The sequence below is a fragment of the Xanthomonas cannabis pv. cannabis genome, from assembly GCF_000802365.1.
Classification (GTDB): Bacteria; Pseudomonadota; Gammaproteobacteria; order Xanthomonadales; family Xanthomonadaceae; genus Xanthomonas; species Xanthomonas cannabis.
The window spans coordinates 19,827-39,688 of record NZ_JSZE01000058.1 but is presented as its reverse complement, the minus strand read 5'-3'; the positions used below and the strand labels follow the sequence as shown (position 1 = coordinate 39,688).

19 protein-coding genes and 1 pseudogene are annotated in these 19,862 nt (G+C 68.0%); 9 read left to right on the top strand and 11 right to left on the bottom strand.

The features are described from left to right. The 4 genes from OZ10_RS11560 to OZ10_RS11545 form a co-directional block, all read left to right on the top strand. Positions 1-321: topoisomerase C-terminal repeat-containing protein (locus OZ10_RS11560; RefSeq protein ID WP_039564958.1), on the top strand; the 321-nt coding region annotated here is incomplete at its 5' end. An 8-nt stretch (positions 322-329) separates the two neighbouring features. Then, positions 330-893 (top strand): L-threonylcarbamoyladenylate synthase type 1 TsaC, encoded by a 564-nt coding sequence (tsaC, locus tag OZ10_RS11555; protein ID WP_039413642.1) that lies wholly within the window; start codon positions 330-332, stop codon positions 891-893. Between the two features lie 437 nt (positions 894-1,330). Further along, positions 1,331-2,107 carry a hypothetical protein gene (locus OZ10_RS11550; protein ID WP_039413653.1) on the top strand — a complete coding sequence of 259 codons (777 nt, stop codon included), beginning with the start codon at positions 1,331-1,333 and terminating at the stop codon, positions 2,105-2,107. Beyond that, a complete protein-coding gene (locus OZ10_RS11545; protein WP_039413645.1) occupies positions 2,104-2,763 on the top strand; it encodes a hypothetical protein in 660 nt (219 codons plus the stop codon). Before OZ10_RS11550 ends, OZ10_RS11545 begins: the two co-directional genes overlap by 4 nt. Positions 2,764-3,134: 371 nt before the next feature. Here the strand turns inward: OZ10_RS11545 and OZ10_RS11540 are convergent, their stop codons facing one another. Then, positions 3,135-3,911: an SDR family oxidoreductase gene (locus tag OZ10_RS11540; RefSeq protein WP_039414937.1), complete on the bottom strand. Its 777-nt coding sequence runs from the start codon at positions 3,909-3,911 to the stop codon at positions 3,135-3,137. Positions 3,912-4,017: 106 nt separating this feature from the next. Here OZ10_RS11540 and OZ10_RS11535 point away from each other — a divergent pair, with 106 nt between their 5' ends. Next, positions 4,018-4,233: a hypothetical protein gene (locus tag OZ10_RS11535; protein ID WP_039564955.1), complete on the top strand. Its 216-nt coding sequence runs from the start codon at positions 4,018-4,020 to the stop codon at positions 4,231-4,233. 64 nt (positions 4,234-4,297) lie between these two features. On the opposite strand, the gene sppA is transcribed toward OZ10_RS11535, so the two are convergent. After that, positions 4,298-6,199 (bottom strand): signal peptide peptidase SppA, encoded by a 1,902-nt coding sequence (gene sppA, locus OZ10_RS11530; protein WP_039564953.1) that lies wholly within the window; start codon positions 6,197-6,199, stop codon positions 4,298-4,300. Between the two features lie 84 nt (positions 6,200-6,283). Then, positions 6,284-7,660, bottom strand: coding sequence for an MATE family efflux transporter (locus tag OZ10_RS11525; RefSeq protein WP_039564952.1), 1,377 nt, complete (start codon positions 7,658-7,660; stop codon positions 6,284-6,286). 213 nt (positions 7,661-7,873) lie between these two features. On the opposite strand from OZ10_RS11525, the pseudogene OZ10_RS11520 reads away from it, so the two are divergent. Continuing rightward, a pseudogene (locus tag OZ10_RS11520) lies at positions 7,874-8,107 on the top strand (hypothetical protein); the annotation flags it as partial. Positions 8,108-8,325: 218 nt separating this feature from the next. Here the strand turns inward: OZ10_RS11520 and OZ10_RS11515 are convergent. Together OZ10_RS11515 and OZ10_RS11510 are read right to left on the bottom strand one after the other, a co-directional pair. Beyond that, positions 8,326-8,898, bottom strand: coding sequence for a DUF3106 domain-containing protein (locus OZ10_RS11515; RefSeq protein ID WP_039564947.1), 573 nt, complete (start codon positions 8,896-8,898; stop codon positions 8,326-8,328). Next, a complete protein-coding gene (locus OZ10_RS11510; RefSeq protein ID WP_039564944.1) occupies positions 8,885-9,913 on the bottom strand; it encodes a hypothetical protein in 1,029 nt (342 codons plus the stop codon). The genes OZ10_RS11515 and OZ10_RS11510 overlap by 14 nt, the downstream gene beginning before the upstream one ends. 459 nt (positions 9,914-10,372) lie before the next feature. On the opposite strand from OZ10_RS11510, the gene OZ10_RS11505 reads away from it, so the two are divergent. Continuing rightward, positions 10,373-12,595 carry a primosomal protein N' gene (locus tag OZ10_RS11505; protein ID WP_039564941.1) on the top strand — a complete coding sequence of 741 codons (2,223 nt, stop codon included), beginning with the start codon at positions 10,373-10,375 and terminating at the stop codon, positions 12,593-12,595. Positions 12,596-12,978: 383 nt separating this feature from the next. Here the strand turns inward: OZ10_RS11505 and OZ10_RS11500 are convergent, their stop codons facing one another. Genes OZ10_RS11500 through OZ10_RS11490 form a run of 3 tightly spaced genes read right to left on the bottom strand, consistent with a single transcriptional unit; the run spans position 12,979 to position 15,016 of the window. Continuing rightward, entirely contained in the window at positions 12,979-13,602 is a 624-nt protein-coding gene (locus OZ10_RS11500; RefSeq protein WP_275451286.1) for a glutathione S-transferase family protein, read from the bottom strand. 35 nt (positions 13,603-13,637) lie between these two features. Next, positions 13,638-14,468, bottom strand: coding sequence for an NYN domain-containing protein (locus tag OZ10_RS11495; RefSeq protein ID WP_039564937.1), 831 nt, complete (start codon positions 14,466-14,468; stop codon positions 13,638-13,640). Beyond that, positions 14,465-15,016, bottom strand: coding sequence for a hypothetical protein (locus OZ10_RS11490; protein WP_039564935.1), 552 nt, complete (start codon positions 15,014-15,016; stop codon positions 14,465-14,467). The genes OZ10_RS11495 and OZ10_RS11490 overlap by 4 nt, the downstream gene beginning before the upstream one ends. Positions 15,017-15,134: 118 nt before the next feature. Between OZ10_RS11490 and OZ10_RS11485 the strand changes: the two genes are divergently transcribed. Both OZ10_RS11485 and OZ10_RS11480 read left to right on the top strand, forming a co-directional pair. Next, complete coding sequence (locus OZ10_RS11485; protein ID WP_039405253.1) at positions 15,135-16,427, top strand: NAD(P)/FAD-dependent oxidoreductase; 1,293 nt, start codon at positions 15,135-15,137, stop codon at positions 16,425-16,427. A gap of 50 nt (positions 16,428-16,477) precedes the next feature. Continuing rightward, positions 16,478-17,092 carry a trimeric intracellular cation channel family protein gene (locus OZ10_RS11480; RefSeq protein WP_039405257.1) on the top strand — a complete coding sequence of 205 codons (615 nt, stop codon included), beginning with the start codon at positions 16,478-16,480 and terminating at the stop codon, positions 17,090-17,092. Between the two features lie 125 nt (positions 17,093-17,217). Here OZ10_RS11480 and rpoH read toward each other — a convergent pair whose 3' ends face one another. From rpoH to OZ10_RS11465, 3 genes are all read right to left on the bottom strand, one after another. Further along, on the bottom strand, positions 17,218-18,093 hold the full coding sequence (rpoH, locus tag OZ10_RS11475) for an RNA polymerase sigma factor RpoH (protein WP_039564933.1): 876 nt from the start codon (positions 18,091-18,093) through the stop codon (positions 17,218-17,220). Between the two features lie 198 nt (positions 18,094-18,291). Next, on the bottom strand, positions 18,292-19,017 hold the full coding sequence (gene ung, locus OZ10_RS11470) for a uracil-DNA glycosylase (protein ID WP_039564932.1): 726 nt from the start codon (positions 19,015-19,017) through the stop codon (positions 18,292-18,294). Next, the gene (locus OZ10_RS11465; protein WP_039405267.1) at positions 19,014-19,856 is read right to left on the bottom strand and encodes a response regulator; all 843 of its coding nucleotides are present in this window, start codon (positions 19,854-19,856) and stop codon (positions 19,014-19,016) included. The genes ung and OZ10_RS11465 overlap by 4 nt, the downstream gene beginning before the upstream one ends. Positions 19,857-19,862: the final 6 nt, after the last annotated feature.

The following is a 19,862-nucleotide window of genomic DNA, read 5'->3' as shown; positions in this document are numbered from 1 at the left end:
GGCCCGTACATCAGCGATGGCAAGCTCAATGGGAAGATCCCGAAGGAGCGCGAGCCGTCGTCGTTGACGCTCGCCGAGGTGCAGCAACTGCTGGCCGATACCGGCAAGCCGGTGCGCAAGGGCTTTGGCGCCAAGAAGGCCACGCTGAAGAAGAATGCGGTCAAGGATTCGGCCAAGGAAGCGAAGGACGCTGCCAAGAAGACCACGGTCAAGAAAACCGCCACCAAGACGGCAGCGAAGAAAGCGCCGGCCAAGAAGACCGCCACCAAGAAGGCGGCCAAGCGCGTGGTCAAGAAAACCGTGAGCAAGGCGGCAGGCTGAGGCAGCGCATGGACCACACGCTGAGCCCGGACAGCGCGGTCGCTACCCTGCAACGGGGCGGCGTGATCGCCTACCCGACCGAAGCGGTCTGGGGCCTGGGCTGCGATCCGGCACAGGAAGCGGCGGTGCTGCGGTTGCTGGAGATCAAGCGGCGCCCCGTCGACAAGGGCGTGATCGTGGTGGCGTCGGCCATCGAGCGGCTGTACGACTGGATCGATCTCGATGCGCTGGCGCCGGCGCGCCGGCAGGAGGTGCTGGCCAGCTGGCCTGGCCCGCATACCTGGATCCTGCCGGTCACGTCCCGCGCGCCGCGCTGGGTCACCGGCACGCACGACGGACTGGCCGTGCGCATCAGCGCGCATCCGGTGGTGGCTGCGCTGTGCGCGGCCTGGGGCGGCCCGCTGGTATCCACCAGCGCCAACCTGGCAGGCGAGCCCCCCGCGCGCAGCCGCGAGGCCCTGGACCCGGCCCTGCTGGCGACCATCGACGGCGTGGTGGCGGGCGATGTCGGCGGGCAGGCGCAACCCACCCAGATCCGCGACGCACGGACCGGCCAGGTGCTGCGCGACTGAGCCACCGCCGGCCGAACAAGCCGGCGTCATGATCCACTGGAACGCCCCCGCCTGGCGGTTGCTGCTCGCTGCCATGCAGGTCCGCATCAGGCACGCGCTTGGCCCTGGCCTGACCACGCCGTGTTCGGTCCCGACACCCTTTCTTCCGTCTTCGGCGACTGTGTCCGCATGCAACGGAGCCAGCCAGCTGCGCCTGATCGGCAGGTCCCCGGTAACGACCCGGCGCGGCAGGCCCTGATCTCTCGGCCGGGTATCGATCAACGAGCGGTCTCCTGGAGCGGCCGGGTTCCGCCACAAGCAGCACCCGGGCACCTGCGGCAGTGCCCAGCCAGGCAAGCTCATCGCCTTCAGTGACGCTGCCATGCCGCGGCACGACGGCGTCGCAGGCGACCGCCAGCCACTTTGCGGCGCGGCCGCCGAGCGCGCACACTCAGGCCATGCGTACTCCCCTGACTCTTCTGTTGCTGGCCTGCGCACTGCCCGCGGCGGCAGCGAGCACGGCCAGCAAGCCCGACCCCAACGTGCGCGTGTACCGCTGCGTCAGCAGCACCGGTACCGTCGCCTTGCAGGATGCGCCGTGCAGCGGCGGCCGCCAGCAGGTGCTGGACATGCAGCGCCCCAAGGATCCGCCACCGCGCCCGGCACGCGTTCAAGCGCCCGCCCCGGCCGCCGCCGCCGCACCCGCGCGCGAGGTGCGCATCGTGACCGTGCAACCGCCGCAGCCGATGTACGAGTGCACCACCGAAGACGGCCAGCGCTATACCAGCGACAGCCCGGAAGGCAATCCGCGCTGGGTGCCGACCTGGGGGCCGGCCTATGTGGGCAACGGCATCGCCACGCCTCCGCCCCCCGCTGGCACCCTGCGCCCGCCGCTACCGGTGAGCCCGCGCCCGGCGATCTCGGTGCAGGGTGGTTCCGCACGCGGCAGCCTGCGCGGCAGCGCCAGTTTTGGCGGCGGCAGCTATCAAGGTGGCTATCAGGGCGGATACCACGGTGGCGACCATGGCGGCACCGTGATCGTGCCCTACGGCAATGTGCAGGTCCGCGACGAATGCCATGCCCTGCCGGAACAGGAAGTCTGCGCGCGGTTGGAAGACCGCCGCTGGGAGCTGATCCGTCGGTACAACAACGCACTGCAAAGCGAGCGCCAGGACCTCAGCCGCGAACAACGTGGCATCGAAGCGCGTCAGCAACGCGATTGCGGCGGCGCATGAACCGCACCTTGGTGGTATGCCTGCTGTTGGGCGGGGTGTGGGGCGCCAGCGCCCAGGAAGTGGCCATCTACCGTTGCACCGATGCCACCGGCGCGCTCACGGTGCAGAACATGCCGTGCCCGAAAGGCATGCAGCAACAGAAAAAGCTGATGACCGCCCCGGCCGCAGTGCCATTCGCGCCAGGCGGCGCGACAACCGCTGCGCCTGCACGTGCCACGCAGCCACGCGCTGCTGCACCAACCGCTGCATCGGCGCCTGCCGCGCCAGCCGCGACGCCTCCCGCCACGCCAGTGCCGGCAGCGACCTCCACCTCGACACTGCCACCGCCGCCGCTGTTCGAATGCACCGCGCACGATAACGGCCGCTATTTCACCGAAGACCGCGAACCGGCCACGCGTTGCCTGCCGATGCAGACCACCAATCTGGCCGGCGGGCCGGCCACCGGTGGCGGCAGCGCCTGCGAAGTGGTCACCGACCGCTGCGCTCCGGTGCCGGACCAGAGCCTGTGCGAGGCCTGGCGCAAACGTGCCGAGCAGGCCGAATCCACCTGGCGCTTCTCCGATGAGGCGCAATCGGCCGAGCGCAAACAGCGCTACGACCAGATGCGGCGCGTGCTGGATGAAAGTCGCTGCGCCAATCCCGCCGCCACGCCCTGAGCGCGCGGCCTGATCACCGGCTGCAATGCGTTACGCAAACCGCGCTACGACCAGCTGCGGCGTGCGCGGGACGAAAACCGCCGCGCCAATCCTGCCGCGATGCCGTCAGCGCTGTTCCGATCATGGGCTGCACTGCATCGATGAAACGAACGTTGATCGGCATATGTCGACAGGTGTTGTCAGGTAGTCCGCGCTGTATCTCGATCAGGCGCGAGGCGGTGCAGGCGCTGCGCGACGTGACCCATCGCCCCCATGTGCACTGCCGCCGGGCGGAACCTGGGCGCCGCACAGAACGCGCCGCCGCGCAGCGACGCTGTGCCCTCGCCCGCCAGCGCAATGACCGGCAACGTCGCCCTGCCGTGGCGCTGTGCTCAGAACCCGTAGCGCAGAAAGCCGCCATCCACCGCGATGCTTTCGCCGGTGATGTAGCTGGCCGCCGGCAGGCATAAGAAGCCCACTGCGGCGGCCACTTCTTCGGGTTCGCCGATGCGGCGCATCGGGGTGCGCTCGATCACCTGCTCGTAGTAATCCGGATCCGACAACGGCCCGGAGGTGCGGCGCGTGCGGATGTACCACGGCGCGACGGCATTAACGCGGATGCCGTCTTCAGCCCATTCCACTGCCAGGTTGCGCGTCATCTGCTGCAGGGCAGCCTTGGTCATGCCATACGGCGCACCGCTACGCACATGGGTGATCCCGGACACGCTGCCGACGTTGACGATGGCCGATGCGGCGTGCCGGGTCAGCAACGGATGCGCATAGCGCGACAGTTCGAATGCCGAAAACACGTTGGTTTCGAAGATGCCGCGCCACTCGTCCTCGGTGTAGTCGATCGCGGCGCGGGTGATGTTGCCGCCGGCGTTGTTGATCAGCACATGCAGGCCGTCGGCATGATCTTCCACCCAGTCCAGGATCGCCCGGCGCTCCTCATCGTCGGCCACGTCGGCCGCCAGCCCATGCAGTTCGCGCTCGGGAAATTCCTCGGCCAGTTCATCGCGCGCCTGCGCCAAGGCATCGGCATCGCGCGCCACCATCAGCAGATCCGCGCCAAAACCCAGCAGCTCGCGCGCAATGGCCAGACCGATGCCGGCACTGGCGCCGGTGATGAGCGCGGTCTGTCCATCCAGCCGCCAGCGATGCATTGTCACGTGGGTGATCCTCTTCAAGACGCTGAGAAACTGCCGCTGCAGCGCAGTTGACGCGCATGCGTGGGCCGAGCGTTAGGATACCGCCACCCCAAGCGAGGTCACGACGATGAAGACGCATTGGATGCTTGCAGCCTGCCTGGCGGTGTCGCTAGGCGCCTGTCAGCGGCCGCAGTCCGCACCCACCGAACAGAAGCCCGAACCGCAGGCCACCGCCTTGCGCGACCACATCCAGCAACCGCTGAACAAGGCGCACGCAGTGCAGGCCGCGACCGATCAGGCCGCCGAAGACCAGCGCAAGGCGATCGACGCCGCCACGCAGTAGAAACAACAACGCCGGCACATGGCCGGCGTTGTCGATACAGCAATCGCTGTCCAAGCGCGACGGCTCAGAACCCGCAGAAGCAGTAGGCCAGTGCCTTGACCGGCGTGCCGCCCGCCTTGCTGTCGTGCACGGCGCTTTCGACGAAGCGCAGCTGCGTGTCCACTTCCGGCAACGAGCGGGCCAGCAATGCACGTGCCATGCCCGAGTCACCCAGCATCCACGCGCCCATGCGGCTGCCGGCGAACCCGCTCATGAACTGCGAAAACGGCGTCGCCGGCTTTTCCACATAGCGCACGCGGAAGTTGCCACGGCCCAGCTTGGCGCGGTCGGCCGCATCGGCCACTGCGTCCTGCATGCCGCCGAAGGCATCCACCAGGCCATGTTGCTTGGCCTGCGCGCCGCTCCACACACGACCGCGCGCGACCTTGTCGATGGCCTCCACCGACTGGTGACGCGCCTGCGCCACCTTGCCGGTAAAGTCGGCATAACCCTTGTTGATCACGGCCTGGATCACCTGGCCGGCCGCCGGGTCCAGCGGACGGGTGATGTCGAACGCACCGGCAAACCGCGTGGTGCCCACGCCGTCGGTGTGCACGCCGATCTTGTCCAGCGCGCGGGTCAGGTTGGGCACCATGCCGAAGATGCCGATGGAGCCGCTGATGGTCGACGGGTCGGCGTAGATGCGATCGGCATTCATGCTGATCCAGTAACCGCCGGACGCGGCCAGGTCGCCCATCGACACCACCACCGGCTTGCCGGCCTGCTTGAGCGCGACCACTTCACGGCGGATCTGTTCGGAGGCGAACACTTCGCCGCCGGGCGAATCCACCCGCAGCACCACCGCCTTCACTTCCTCGTCGTCGCGCGCCTGGCGCAGCAACGCCGCGGTGGACTCGCCACCGATGCGCCCGGCCGGCTGCTCGCCGCCACTGATTTCGCCGGCGGCCACCACCACGGCCACCTGCGGACGGCTGTCCATCGGCGAGCGCTGCGCCTGCAACTGGCTCAGGTAATCGTTGTAGCCGATGTTGCGGAAACCGCTGTCGGCATCGCTGTCGGCCACGCCGCGCTTGGTCAGCAGGGCATCGACGTCTTCGCGGGTCTTGAGCCCGTCCACCAGCTTCTGCTGCAGCGCGAACTTGGCCAGGTCGCCACCGGCGGCCACCACTCCCTCCGGCAGGGTGTCGATGCCGGCGGCCAGCTGCGCGGGCGTGAGCTTGCGCGCGGCGCCGACATCGGCCAGATAGCGCTGCCACACATCGTTCATCCAGAACAGGTCCGCTTCCTTGGCGTCGGCCGAGGCCGCGTCGAGGATGTAGGGCTCGGCTGCAGACTTGTATTCGCCGACGCGGAACAGGTGCACGTCCACGCCGAGCTTGTCCTGCAGGCCTTCGCGGAAATACTGGCGATAGCGGCCAAGCCCTTCCAGCAGCACGCTGCCCATCGGGTCCAGATAGACCTCGTTGGCCTGCGCGGCCAGCAGGTACTGGCCCTGGCTCATGCTTTCGCTGAAGGCCACGATCTGCTTGCCGGAGGCGCGCAGCTTCTGCAGCGCGGCGGCCACTTCGCGCTGCGAGGCGAAGCCGGCCGGCTGCAGCTTGTCCAGGTTCAACAGCACCCGCTCGATCTTGCGGTCCTTGCCGGCCGCCTCGATCACCCGCACCAGGTCGCGCAACTGCACTTCTTCGGCGCTCTTGTCACCCACCGCCTTGGCGAGCGACCGGCTCACTGGGTCGGCACTGAACTGCTCGACCAGGGTGCCTTCGGGGTTGATCACCAGGGTGGTGCGCTCGGCCAGCGGTTTGGTGCCGTCGCCGCGCGCGATCGCCACCACGAACAGCAGCAACAGCAGGAACAGAAAGCCAAAGAACACCAGGTTGAAGATCAGGCGCCGGGTGAAATTCATCACGTCCCACAGGCCGACGAAGAAGCTGGCGATGGGATTGCGACGCACGGGGTGGTTCATGGAAAACTCCGTCGAAAAGACGCTGCGTACAGATGATGGTGTGCAGCATACCGGCTGCGCTGCGCGCGCGGCATGCGCTGAAAGTCAGGGGGCCATACCAGCCGTCAATCGCCGGCTGGTATGGCGGAAGCGCAAGCCCATCAGGACCGACGCCACGGTCAGGCCCAGGATCAACCCGATCCACATGCCCTGCGGCCCCCAGCCCAGCCCCAGGCCGAGCCCGGCGCCGATCGGCATGCCCACGCCCCAGTACGACACCATCGCCAGGAACATCGGCACGCGGGTGTCCTTGAGCCCGCGCAGCGCGCCGGCCGACAGCACCTGGATGCCATCGGGAAACTGGAAGGTGGCGGCAAACAGCAGCAACACCGAGGCCAGCGCGGCCACTGCCGCATCGTTGGTATAGACGCCAACGATGGCGTCGTGGCCCAGCAGCAGCGCGCTGGCCGACAAAGCCTGGGTGCCCAGCACGATGGCGTAACCGGCCCAGGTGGCGCGACGCATCGCCAGCGGGTCGCCGCGGCCGACCGCGTGGCCCACGCGCACGGTGGTGGCCTCGGCCACGCCCATCGGCACCATGAAGCACAGCTGCGCGACGTTGATGGCGATCTGGTGTGCGGCCGCTTCGGTGGAGCCCAGCCGGCCGATCAACAGGGCGGTGACGATGAACAGGCCGCCTTCCATCAACACGGTGATACCGATGGGCAGGCCGGTACGCAACAGATCGCCGATGGCGCGCCAACGCGGCCCTTCCAGGCGGGTGAACAATTCCAGATGCGCAAAGCGCCGCGCCCGCCACAGGTACAGCGCAAAGACACCGGCCTGCACCCACATGGTGATCGCCGAGGCCATGCCCAGCCCTTCGGCGCCGTGCTCGGCCAGGCCCCATTTGCCGTAGGTGAGCGCATAGCCCAGCGGCGCCAGCACCAGCAGCCCGCCAAACCCCAGCAGCATGGTCGGCAGCGTCCAGTGCATGCCTTCGCTGAGATAGCGCATGCAGAAATAGAACGTCAGCGCCGGCACGCCCCAGCGCACCGCATGCAGGAAGTCGGTGGCCCCCGGCACGATGTCCGGCGCAATGCCGAAGGTGGGCAGCAGCGGCGGCACCACGCTCAGAAACGCGAACATCAATGCGCTCAAGCCCAGCGACAGCCACAACGCCTGACGAAACAACGGGCCGATCTCGCGCTCGCGCCCGGCGCCGAGCAGTTGCGAGACCGAAGCGGTCAGCGAGATCAGCGTGCCGATCGGCACCAGCATCGGCAGCCACAGCAGCGAGGTCCCGATGGTGACCGCCGCCAGCGTGGCAGTGCCGTGGTGGCCGGCGATGACGTTGTCGGTGAAGCCGATCAGGCCGGTGGAGACGTGGCCGAGCACCAGCGGCAAGGCCAGCAGGCCGGTGGTGCGCACTTCCGCGGCGAAGCCTGGCGTCGCGGACGTGGGTGCAGAAGGAACAGACATGACAAACCGATCGCTGCGCGGACTACGGCCGTACCGGGAGGCGCTGGCACCGGGTCGCGTGGGGCCGCTATCTTACGCGCAGTTTCCGACAGCGGCCTGACGCGCGCCTGGGCACTGCCGCCGCGCTCGCTCGCGCAGGCGGGGCAACACAACGCGGCACGCCAATCCCGGCCAGCCGCGCGATCATGCTGTACCGTGCGCCCGACATGGCCTTGGGTGGCCGTGCCAGCCGCTACCACCTTGCTGCTGGTGCCGCTGTTTGCGTTGCTGTTACGGGTGTTTCACCTGCGCAGCGTGCGGGTGTATCTGCTGTGGATGCAGCGACGGGTGTACGGACAGTCGTGGCCGGTGACCGTGCTGAAGTATCTCGGCCTGGGCAGCGTGTACTTCGTCGTCCTCGCGCTGGCAGCCGCATTCCTGAGGGTGGCGAGCCTGGCGCGCCTGTGATCGAACACGGCATGCGTGACATCGCCATGTGCTCTGGTAGCCCACAGTCTGACGCAGCAACGGCGCGATCTGACCGCGGACGGTTCCGAATGGCGAGCCGCGCATGGGCGGTGCCGCCTCGGTGACACCCACCAAGCCGGGACAGCCCGCTGACTGTCATGCAGTCGCACCGCGCAGGGCGAGGCAGGGACGCGCCGCCTTCCGGTGTCCTGCGGCGATCAGCGCGCCAGTTGCCGCTTCAGCCAGGCACTGCGGGTGGCCGGGGCTTCGGCCAGCAAGGCCTCGCGCAGGCCATCGCGCTCCTGTGGCGGCGTGCGTTGTGCCAGCACCGCCAGCTGCTCCAGCTGGCCGGCATCCAGGCTGCGCAGGACCGCCAGCACACGCTCGCGCTGCGCCACCGGCACATAGCCGATCAGCGGCTGCAGCTGCGGGTAGAACGCCCCCAGCTGCGAGCCCAGACGCCAGCCGTCGCGGTGCAGGCGGTCCATCGCAGTGAACTGGGTCCGCAGCGCACGCTGCTGGTCGTCGGGCAGCCCATGCAGGCGCTCGCGCGCCTGCCGCAGCACCACCTTGTCGGTGGCGGTCAGATCCTTCCAGGCCGCGTAGCGCGCGCGCAGGTCGGCCTGTTGTGCCGGGGTCAGCGCCGCCCAACGGGCACGTTGCTGCGCAGCGCTGGGCGCGGCCGGGGCAGCCGCAGCACTGCCTTCGTCCAGTGCTGCGGGCAAGGCCTGCGCACAGGCAATGCCAGTCATCGCCAGCATCAACAAGCCGGACCACTTATTGATCGTCATCGACCGTCTCCAGTGGTGCAGAAGGCAGCTCGGCAGCGGTGGCATGCGCGCCGGACTCGTCCTTGGGGACCGGGTGGCCGGCGGCGTACCAGGCATAGAAGTCCGCCGAGCGCGCCAGCTCCAGGTCCGGGTCGGCCAGCATGGCCTGATCGCGCGGGTCCGGGCCGGCGGCCGCGGCGGAGTCCGGCAGGTCGGCGGCCGGAAGCTCCTCCACCAGGACTGGCGCGGCGTCGGTCACGTGGAGCACGCCGGCGGGCGCCTGCGAGACCGGCTCGGGCGGCAGCGCCGGCCGGCGGTGCGTCCACCACCAGCCCACCACCGCCAGCAGCAGGGCCAGTGCCAGCACGCCCAGGCCGATGCCGGCGTGGCGGCGGGTGACCTGCGGCCAACGCCACGGCCGCTGTGCGCGCACGCGCGACGGGCGCTCCACTGCTGGTGCGGTTTGCGCCGGTGTGGCCGGGGGCTGCAACGGCACCCCCGCCAGGGCTGCATCGCGCAACTGGCTGAGCCGGGTCAGCTGGGCTGGACCGAGCTCGCGCAGTTCCTGCTGCGCCGCTTCCGCCAATACCCGCCAGGCCTGCGCGTCCGGGTTGCCGGCCGCATCGCGCGGGCAGGCCCGCGCCAGCGACTGCCGGTAGTCGGCCGCCGCGATGCCCTGCACCTCGCTGGCGGCATCTTCCTCCAGCCCGGCCACGATCCGCAGCAACAACGCCAGGCGGTCGGTCGTCTGCATCCGGCCCAGCGCGGTGAACGGTGGCAGCCAGGTGCCGGGCATGGGTTCGCGGCGCAGCGGCGGCGCGGTGGCCAGCAGGCTCCAGAAGCGCATCGGCCAGCCAGCCATCGGGCGTCCCGCCGCCTGGCTGCTGAAGGCGCGCAAGGCGGCGGCCAGCGCTCGCTCGGCGGCGGCCAGGTCGCCACATTGCAACTGCGCCAGCACCAGACCCCGGCGTTCCACGCCCCGCAGGAAGGCTGACAGCGCGGCAGGTGTCACGGGGGCGTCGGGGACTACGGTCATGTGAACTCCAGCATCGGCCGGCATGATACCGACGCAGGTCCGCCACGCCGACCGCTTGACAGATCGCGCCGCCGTTGCTCCGGTCGCAACCGCTGGTCACGTACGTTGTGCACAGCGGCAGGCATACCGGTACGCCCCCGCCTGTCAACTGTTGTTCTTTCTTTGTTGCAATCGTGTTTCACGCCTAAGTGATTGATACATATTGCATTTCATCGGATGGCGAAAAAATGTCCAACGGGTTGCCAAGGCAAGTGAATCCGCCTTCACGGCGTGGAGCACGCGGTTAATTCACAGGTTTATCCACAGGCAGTGTGGATAAACCCGTTTCTTGAGTCCTCACATAGGTTTACGTCGTATTTATCACTTGGGTCACAGAAAGACGCTGCAAGTGATCACGCAGCCTTCACGCCCCGAAGTTCGCAGGACAGGTCTGCTGGACACAGTCGGTAGACTTGGCGGATGCCTTCGACTGTGCCCACCTTGCGCGTCGCCCTGCCGGTGCCGCTGCCCCAGCTGTTCGATTACCTGCCCCCGGCCGACGTGCCGGGCGCCGATCCGGCGCGGGTCGGTTGCCGGCTGCGTGTGCCGTTCGGCTCGCGCGAGCTGATCGGGGTGGTGGTGGAAATCGGCCGGCAGCCGTCGGCCGAAGGCCTGCGCCCGGCGCTGGCCTGGTGCGACGACACGCCGCTGCTGGTGGATGAACTGGCTCGCTCGCTGCAGTGGCTGGCCCGCTATACCCATGCCCCGCTCGGCGAGGCCCAGGCCAGCGCCCTGCCCGGCCCGCTCCGCCGCGGCGAGCCCCTGGCCGACACCCACGCCTGGGCCTGGCAGCTGACCGAAGCCGGGCACACCGCCGCCAGCAGCCTGCGCGCCGGCAGCCGGCCGGCGTTGCTGGCCGGCCTGCTGCAGGCCGGCGCCGTGGGCGAAGAGCAGCTGGACCCGTTGCTGCCGCAGTGGCGCGAGGCCGCCCGCAGCCTGGCCAAACGTGAGCTTGCCGAACGCGTGGCAGTGCCGGCCAATGCCATCCCGGCCCGCCCCGGCAGCGGGCCGGCGCTCAACGACGAGCAACAGGCGGCCGCCGCTGCCGTCCGCGCGCAGACCGGCTTTGCCACCTACCTGCTCGACGGCGTCACCGGCAGCGGCAAGACCGAGGTTTACCTGCAGGCGATCGCCGACTGCCTGGCGGCCGGCAGGCAGGCGCTGGTGCTGGTGCCGGAAATCGGCCTGACCCCGCAGACGCTGGGGCGCTTCCGCGCGCGCCTGGGCGTGCCGGTGCACGCGCTGCACTCGGGGCTCTCCGATAGCGAACGCGCCCGCGTCTGGGCTGCGGCCTGGCGCGGCGAGGCCAAGCTGATCGTGGGTACCCGCTCGGCGGTGTTCACCCCGCTGCCCAACGCCGGCCTGATCGTGATCGACGAAGAACACGACGGCAGCTACAAGCAGCAGGACGGCATCCGCTATCACGCCCGCGATTTCGCCCTGGTCCGCGGCAAGGCGCTGGACGTGCCGGTGATCCTGGGCAGCGCCACGCCATCGCTGGAAAGCCTGCACAACGCCTATTCCGGCCGCTACCGGCACCTGCGGCTGGCGCGGCGTGCCGGCGAGGCGCGCCCACCGCGGGTCCGGGTGCTGGACGTGCGCAAGCGCCCGCTCAAGGACGGATTGTCGCCAGAGGTGTTGGCTGGCATCGGCGCCACCCTGGCGCGTGGCGAGCAGGTGCTGGTGTTCAAGAACCGCCGCGGCTACGCACCGGTGCTGCTGTGCCACGACTGCGGCTGGACCGCCGCCTGCCAGCGCTGCAGCACGCCGCTGCACCAGACGCCCATGACCGTGCATGCCGGCGGCCGCCGCCTGCAATGCCACCACTGCGGCGCGCGCCAACCCGCACCGCTGGCCTGTCCGGCCTGCGCCAGCCTGGCGCTGCAGCCGCAGGGCATCGGCACCGAGCGGCTGGAAGAGCGCCTGACCGAGGCCTTCCCGGATGTGCCGGTGGTGCGCATCGACCGCAGCACCACCCAGCGCCGCGACGCACTGGAAACCCAGCTCGCCCGGCTCGGCAGCGACGCCGGCATCCTGGTCGGCACCCAGATCCTGGCCAAGGGTCACGACCTGCCGCGGTTGACCATGGTGGTGGTGGTCGGCATCGACGAAGGCCTGTTCTCGGCCGACTTCCGTGCCGCCGAAAAGCTGTCCCAGCAGCTGATCCAGGTGGCAGGACGCGCCGGACGCGCCGACCGCCCCGGCGAGGTCTGGCTGCAGACCCATCACCCCGAACACCCCTTGCTGCAGACCCTGGTCAACGGCGGCTACCACGCCTTTGCCGATGCCGAACTGCAGCAGCGCGAAGCGGCCGGATTTCCACCGTTTGCGCATCTGGCGCTGTTCCGCGCCGAAGCCAAGGATGTCGCCGCCGCCAATCAGTTCCTGCTGGCGGTACGCGGGCTGACCGCCGACGAGAGCTCGGCGCAGTCGCCGGCCTTTGCGGCCGTGGAATGCTATGGCCCGATGCCTGCCCCGATGCCACGCCGCGCCGGGTTCCAGCGCACCCAGTTGCTGCTGTCTGCCCAGCAACGCTCGGCGCTGCACCGGTTGCTCGACACCCAGTTGCCGGCGATCTACGCACTCCCGCAGGCACGCCGCGTCCGCTGGTCGCTGGATGTGGATCCGATCGATCTGTATTAGTGCAGCGCGTATCGCACATGGGGCAGCAGCCAAACCGAAGTTTTGCGCGGTGTGCCCAGGTCCTTGATCGCGCGTGGCGTGATCCTTTGTAAGAGCGCACCTGGGCGCGATGTGGCGTTACCGGGAATGCCATCGCGCCCGGGTGCGCTCCTACAACACCGCGAGCCAACAGGCCGCAGGTGTCCTCACGTTTTTGTAGGAGCGCGCCTGCGCGCGATGGGGCGTTACTGGGAATGCCCTCGCGCACAAGTGCGCTCCTACAGAAAACGCGAGCTATTTGGTCGCGCGATGTACGAGGCCTGTGTCCTTGCAGCAACGTGCCGTGTCGGCAGCGCGTGCGGCGCCTGCCATGGACCATGCTGGCCTGAGCGGAAACGCGAAACTCAGGTCAGCGCCGTCATCACGCCACGCTGGTAGGCCGGCCGCGCGCGCAAGCGCTGGTACCACGCCTGCAGATGCCGCAGCGCCGGTCGCTCGATCGGCATTTCGAACCAGGCGTAGATGAAGCTGCCCAACGGAATGTCGCCCATCGCAAAGCGCTCGCCGGACAGATATGGCTGCTGTGCCAATGCCGCATCGGCGCGTGCCAGCAGCTCGCCAGACTGCGCCAGTGCCGCGGCGATACGTGTGGCATCGCGCTCGGCCTCCGGTGTGCGCACAACGCCCCAGAACAAATCACGAAACACACTGGCAAATGTCGATGTAGTCCAGTCCATCCAGAGATCCCCCAGCGCGCGCTCGGCCGGTGATTGCGGGTACAGCGCCGGCGCGTACTGCGCCGCCAGATAGCGCACGATCGCATTGGATTCCCATACCACCAGCGTGCCGTCCTGCAAGGTCGGCACCACGCCATTCGGGTTCAATGCGCGATACGCCGGCGTGTCGTTACCGCCGAATGCACCGCCCACCTCGATCGAGGTATAGGCCACGCCGGCTTCTTCCGCGCACCACAACACCTTGCGCACATTGCTTGAATTCCGACGTCCCCAAATCGTGATGGCGGGCATCACGGCAGCGGGCATATTTGCGTCATGCGTCATGCTCAGCCCCCTGCTGCAGGTTTGGCTGGCGCGCGCGCCGGGCGCTTGGCAGCAGCCGCCGGTTGCGCCGTCGCAGTGGCGGGCTGCGTCGGTTTGCCGCGCCCACCCTTGGGCGTATCGCGCACCCACAATGCCTGCTCGTCTTGCTTGATCTCGAACAGGCCGATCGCGCGGACCAGGTCGCTGAGTTTGCGATAGCCGTAGTTGCGTGGATCGAACGAGGCCTGGTTGGCGACCTGCTTGCCCACCGCGCTCAGCAGCGCCCAGCCATCGTCTTCGCAAGCGCTGACGATCGCATTACGCAGCATCTGCACCAGCCGCGTATCGCTGCGCAATGCAGTGGCATCCTTGCGGCCGGCCGCGCTGTCGCTGGCGGCCGCAGCCTGCTCGCCCAGCGCTTCGACATAGGTGAACTTGGAACACGCATTGACGAACGGCGCCGGGGTTTTCTGCTCGCCAAAGCCATACACCTTCATGCCGTCGGTCAGCAGGCGCATCACCAATGGGGTGAAATCGGCATCGCTGGAGACGATCGCAAACCCATCCAGATTGCGTGCATACAACAGGTCCATCGCATCGATCACCATCGCCATGTCCGAGGCGTTCTTGCCGGAACTGTAGGCAAATTGCTGGATCGGCCGGATCGCGTAATCGTGCAACGCAGCCTCCCACCCTTTTAGGTGCGGGCTCTTCCAGTTGCCGTAGGCACGGCGCACGTTGGCCACGCCATAGCGCGCTACTTCTGCCAGCACCACATCGATCTTGCCCGCCGGCGCGTTGTCGGCATCGATCAGCAAGGCGATCCGCTTGTCGGGATTGTCGGTCATGCTCATGGCTCCACTATTGTCTCAGGGGCGGTGTCGCGTGCGGGATCGGTGTCCATTTCTGATGGGGTATCGGGTATCTCAACGTCTGTAGTCGCTGCCGCCGGCAAGGTGTACTCGGTGCCATCGCGCAAGGTGAGCAGCCCCTCGCTGAGAATCTCCTGATCGGCGCCGGCACTGGCCCAGGTCGCCGCGACGCGACCAGCGCCGCGATCGCCTTCCACGTCGAAGACGAACTCTTCGCCCTCCGCTGCCATCCCGGTGCGCAGCAGATCCACGCGCATGCTGCGGATCTGCCCGATGTGTTCCTGCACCACGGCGTCTTCCTGCAGCGCAGTGCGCACCTGGTCGGCAAACATCGACCAGCCCGTGCCGACCAGCCACAGGCCCGCAGCAAGCACCACCACCCCGAACACGCTCGCACAGGCCAGGATGCCGATCAGGCCGATGGCCACGCCACTGCGTGGCTGTCTGACCGCAGTCGCAGGAGCAACTGCTGCTGCAGTGCGCGCCGGGGCAGGTGGTAGCGGTGGCAAGGGCGGTGGCAGTGAAGACATGCAATGACCGTCGGCAGCAGATGCGACATGATGCCGCAGGCGTGCGACGCCCACGCGTCATGTTCATTGGCGATTTGGCATGCTGTCTCGCCCGCGTCGTACTCCATCGGACCTGACGATGACCTCTTACCCCTCTCCCGCTCCCTTGCATCTGGTCGTGGTCGGCGGCGGCTTCGCCGGCTTGTGGGCGACCCGTGCACTCGACGACCCCGGCATCCGCATCACCCTGATCGATCGGCAGAACCACCATCTGTTCCAGCCACTGTTGTATCAGGTGGCCACCGCCGGCCTGTCGGCACCGGACATCGCCGCACCGCTGCGGCACATCCTGCGCGAGCAGCGCAATGTCGAGGTGCTGCTCGGCGACGTCGCAGAGATTGCGCCGACCCGCCGGGAGGTGGTGCTCGCCGATGGCACGTCGCTGGGCTACGACATGTTGCTGCTCGCCACCGGCGCTACACATGCCTATTTCGGCAACGACCAGTGGGCCGAACACGCGCCCGGCCTGAAGACCCTGTACGACGCGCTGGTCCTGCGCCGCAAGCTGCTACTCGCCTTCGAGCGCGCCGAGGCCGAATCCGATCCGGCGGCGCGCGCCGCCTGGCTGAGCTTCGCAGTCGTCGGTGGCGGCCCGACCGGGGTCGAGCTGGCCGGCACACTGGCGGAGATCGCCCGCCACACGCTCAAGAACGAATTCCGTCATATCGACCCACGTCAGGCACGGGTGCGCCTGGTCGAAGCCGGCCCGCGCGTGCTGCCCTCGTTTCCGGAAGACCTCACCGACACGGCGCGCAAGCAGCTTGAGCGGCTGGGAGTGGAGGTGCACACCGGCACGCCGGTCAGCCATATCGATGCGCTGGGCTATCGGCTCGGCGACACCTTCGTGCCGGCGCGCACCGTGGTGTGGGCGGCCGGCGTCGCCGCCTCGCCGCTGGCGCGCACGCTCGGCGTGCCGCTGGATCGCGCCGGGCGCGTGCTGGTTGAGCCGGACCTGAGCGTGCCCGGGCATCCGGAGATCTTTGTCGGCGGCGACTTGGCGTCGGTGCAGCAGGGCGGCCGCCCGGTACCGGGTGTGGCGCCGGCGGCCAAGCAGATGGGCAAGCACATCGCCAAGGCCATCCGCGCACGCCAGCGCGGCCAGGCTGCGGCCGCCTTCCGCTATCAGGACTTCGGCAACCTGGCCACCATCGGCCGCATGGCCGCCATCGTGCATGTCGGCAAGCTCAAGCTGTCCGGCATCGTCGCGTGGTGGTTCTGGCTGGCCGCGCACGTCTACTTCCTGATCGGCTTCCGCAACCGCTTCGTGGTGCTGGTGAACTGGGCAATGGCGTACTGGAGCTATCAGCGTGCCGCGCGGATCATCTTCGGCGGCGCCACCGACGACCCGCCGCCCAGCAGCAAGGACGGATGACAGCGCCGCAGGCCGTGCGATGCTGTGCGGCCTGATGCGACGACCTGACCGTGGCAACTGTCCTGTTCCTGCTGGATCTGCTCGGCACCTTCGTGTTCGCCCTGAGCGGCGCAACCGTGGCGGTGCGCAACCGCCTGGACCTGTTCGGCGTGCTGGTGCTGTCCTGCGCAGCAGCCGTGTCCGGCGGCATCGTGCGCGACGTGCTGATCGGCGCCACCCCGCCGGCCGCATTGGTGCACCCGCAGTATCTGCTCACGGCCTGCCTGGCCGGCGTTGCCGGGTTCTATTGGCATGCAGCGGTGGAGCGGTTGCGCAACCCGGTGCAGATCTTCGACGCGGCCGGGCTGGCGTTGTTTGCGGTCTACGGCACCAGCAAGGCGCTGGACTATCAGCTCAGCCCGCTCAGTGCCACGCTGCTGGGCATGCTCAGCGGCATCGGCGGTGGCATTGCGCGCGATCTGTTGGTCGCACGCACGCCAGTGGTGCTGCAGGCCGAGTTGTACGCCGTCGCCGCGCTCGCCGGTGGCGGTCTGGTGGCCATCGGCCATGTGCTCGGCGTGCCGCAGGCCTGGTCGCTGGCGATCGGCGCCGGCGTATGTTTCGGACTGCGCTTCATGGCGATCCGCTACGGCTGGCATCTGCCGGTGGCACGCCTGCCCGACTGACACATTGTCGCGCAGGCATGATCCTGGCAGCGGCGTCAGAGGGCTATTCGCGCCCATAGACACCCCAATGCAAACGGCCCGGATAACCGGGCCGTTTGTGCGACGGGAACTGCGTGAGCGAAGGATCAGGCGACGAACAGCGCCTTCATCTTCTTCAGCGCGTTCGCCTCGATCTGGCGAATCCGCTCGGCCGACACGCCGTACTCGTCGGCCAGCTCCTGCAGCGTCACCTTGGATTCGGAATCCAGCCAGCGACGCTTGACGATGTCGCGCGAGCGCGTGTCCAGGCCAGCCATGCCTTCGCGCAGCAACTGCAGCTGGTTGTCTTCGCTGTCGTGCCGCTCGTAGGCCTGCGACGGATCTTCGTCGTTGGCCACAAGGTAGCTCACCGGCGACGGCGGACCGTGGTCGTCGTCTTCGTCGGAAGACGCGTCGAAACCGATATCGCGACCGGACAGGCGCGACTCCATCTCCATCACTTCGCGCTCGGAGACGTTCAGGTCCTTGGCGACCGCCGTCACCTCGGAGGCATTGAGCCAGCCCAGGCGGGTCTTGGACTTGCGCAGGTTGAAGAACAGCTTGCGCTGCGCCTTGGTCGTGGCGACCTTGACGATGCGCCAGTTCTTCAGGATGAACTCGTGCATCTCGGCACGGATCCAGTGCACTGCGAAGCTGACCAGGCGCACGCCCATGTCCGGGTCGAAGCGCTTGACCGCCTTCATCAGGCCGATATTGCCTTCCTGGATCAGGTCGCCCAGCGGCAGGCCGTAGCCGTTGTAACCGCGGGCCACGTGCACTACGAAGCGCAGGTGGGAATGGACCAGTTCGCGCGCGGCGTCCAGATCGAGCTCGTCGCGGAAGCGGCGGGCCAGATTCTGCTCCTCATCGACCGACAGCACCGGGATCTGGTGCACGGCACCGATGTAGGCGTCCAGCGAACCGAGCGCACTGGGAATCGGGAGATTGTTTGCCACAAGGGCAGTCGAAGTAGTCTGGTTCATAGGCACCATCTTAGCAGTCGAACTATTGGACTGCCGGGTATAGAAAGAGTTCCCAGCGTTCCATTTATAGGACGTTCGGGCTTCCACACTTGCCGGCGTTCTACCGTACAGCTTCCCGAATTCTGACGCCAAACTAGCACCCCACGCCTGCGCAGACCGTGACAAAACCCGCGACGATGCGGCGCCCGGCTAGGCTGTTCAGCCGGCGGCCGACGTTGTGTCCAACCCGTCGCGCGGAGGCAACGACCAGTCGATCGGAGGGAGACCCCGGCGCTGCAGATGCTCGTTGGTCTTGGAGAAATGCTTGCAGCCCAGAAAACCGCGATGCGCCGACAACGGCGACGGGTGCGGCGCCTTGAACACCCGATGGCGCGCCTGGTCGATGACCTTGCCCTTGGACTGGGCGTAACTGCCCCAGAGCAGGAACACCAGGCCCTCGCGCTCGCGGTTGAGGGCCTCCACGACGTGGTCGGTGAAGCCTTCCCAGCCCTTGTTCTGGTGTGCACCCGCCCGGCCCTGCTCCACCGTCAACACCGCGTTGAGCAGCAGCACACCGCGGCGCGCCCACGGCATCAGATAGCCGTGGTCCGGGCGCGGGATGCCCAGATCGTCCTGGATCTCCTTATAAATGTTGAGCAGCGACGGCGGCACCGGCACGCCGGGCAACACCGAAAAGCACAGCCCATGCGCCTGGCCTTCGCCGTGATACGGGTCCTGACCCAGGATCACCACCTTGACCTGATCGAACGGGGTCGCGTCGAAGGCGGCAAAGATCTGCGGCCCTGGCGGAAACACCCGCGCCCCGGCCGCCTTGCGCTGGCGCAGGAAGGCCGACAGCTCCTGCATCTCCGGGCGCAGCAGCCAATCGCCCACCTTTGCCTTCCACGACGGTTCCAGCTGGATGCGCCCCTCCACTTCACTCATAGCGTGACGGCCTGATCCTCAAGTCGCGCCAGGCGCAGCTGGAACAACACCTTGGTCACCAGCAAGCGCTCTTCGATGGGCTTTTGCACCAGGTCATTGGCGCCGGCGCGCAGCAGTTCGGACTGGTTGCGCGGATTGGTGTCGCCGGTCATCACCAGCACCGGCAGGCGGCGCTTGCCGTAGGCGAAATCGATGCGGATACGTTCGACCACATCGCGGCCGTTGAGCTCGCCTTTCAGGGTCACGTCGGTCAGCACCACGTCGATGCGACGCTCGGTCCGGCCCAGCGATTCGGCGGTCAGCAGCGCAAAGGCATCTTCGGCGGTCAATACATGCACCACCTTCAGGCTCTGGCGCTCGAGCATGCGCTTGGTCGCCTCGGCCACCACGCGGCTGTCTTCGATATAGAGCACGGTCGCGCCGACCACCGGCTCGGGCTGCACATAGCCACGGATGAAGGTCGCCAGGGCCTCATGGCCCAGCGCCTTGTCGAAATAGTCGGTGACATATTCGGTAAAGCGGCGCTCGACCAGGTGCTGCTGCGCATCGCCGGACACCACGATGACCGGCACATACGCCTGCCCGGCCGCTTCGCGCACGCTGCGCGCCAGGGCCAGGCCATCACCATCGGGCAGCGACAGCGAGGTCGTCACCAGATCCACCGCGCCGGCTTCCAGCGCATCGCGCGCTTCGGCGATGCTGGCGCAGCCAATCACCTGCACGTTTTGCAGCTCGCGCGTGAGCACGTCGGCAATGAGCTTGCGCACCAGTTTCGAACCATCGACGACCATCACGCGCGGTGCGTCGCTGATCAGGTGTTTGAGATCTGGTGGATGCATGGCAGG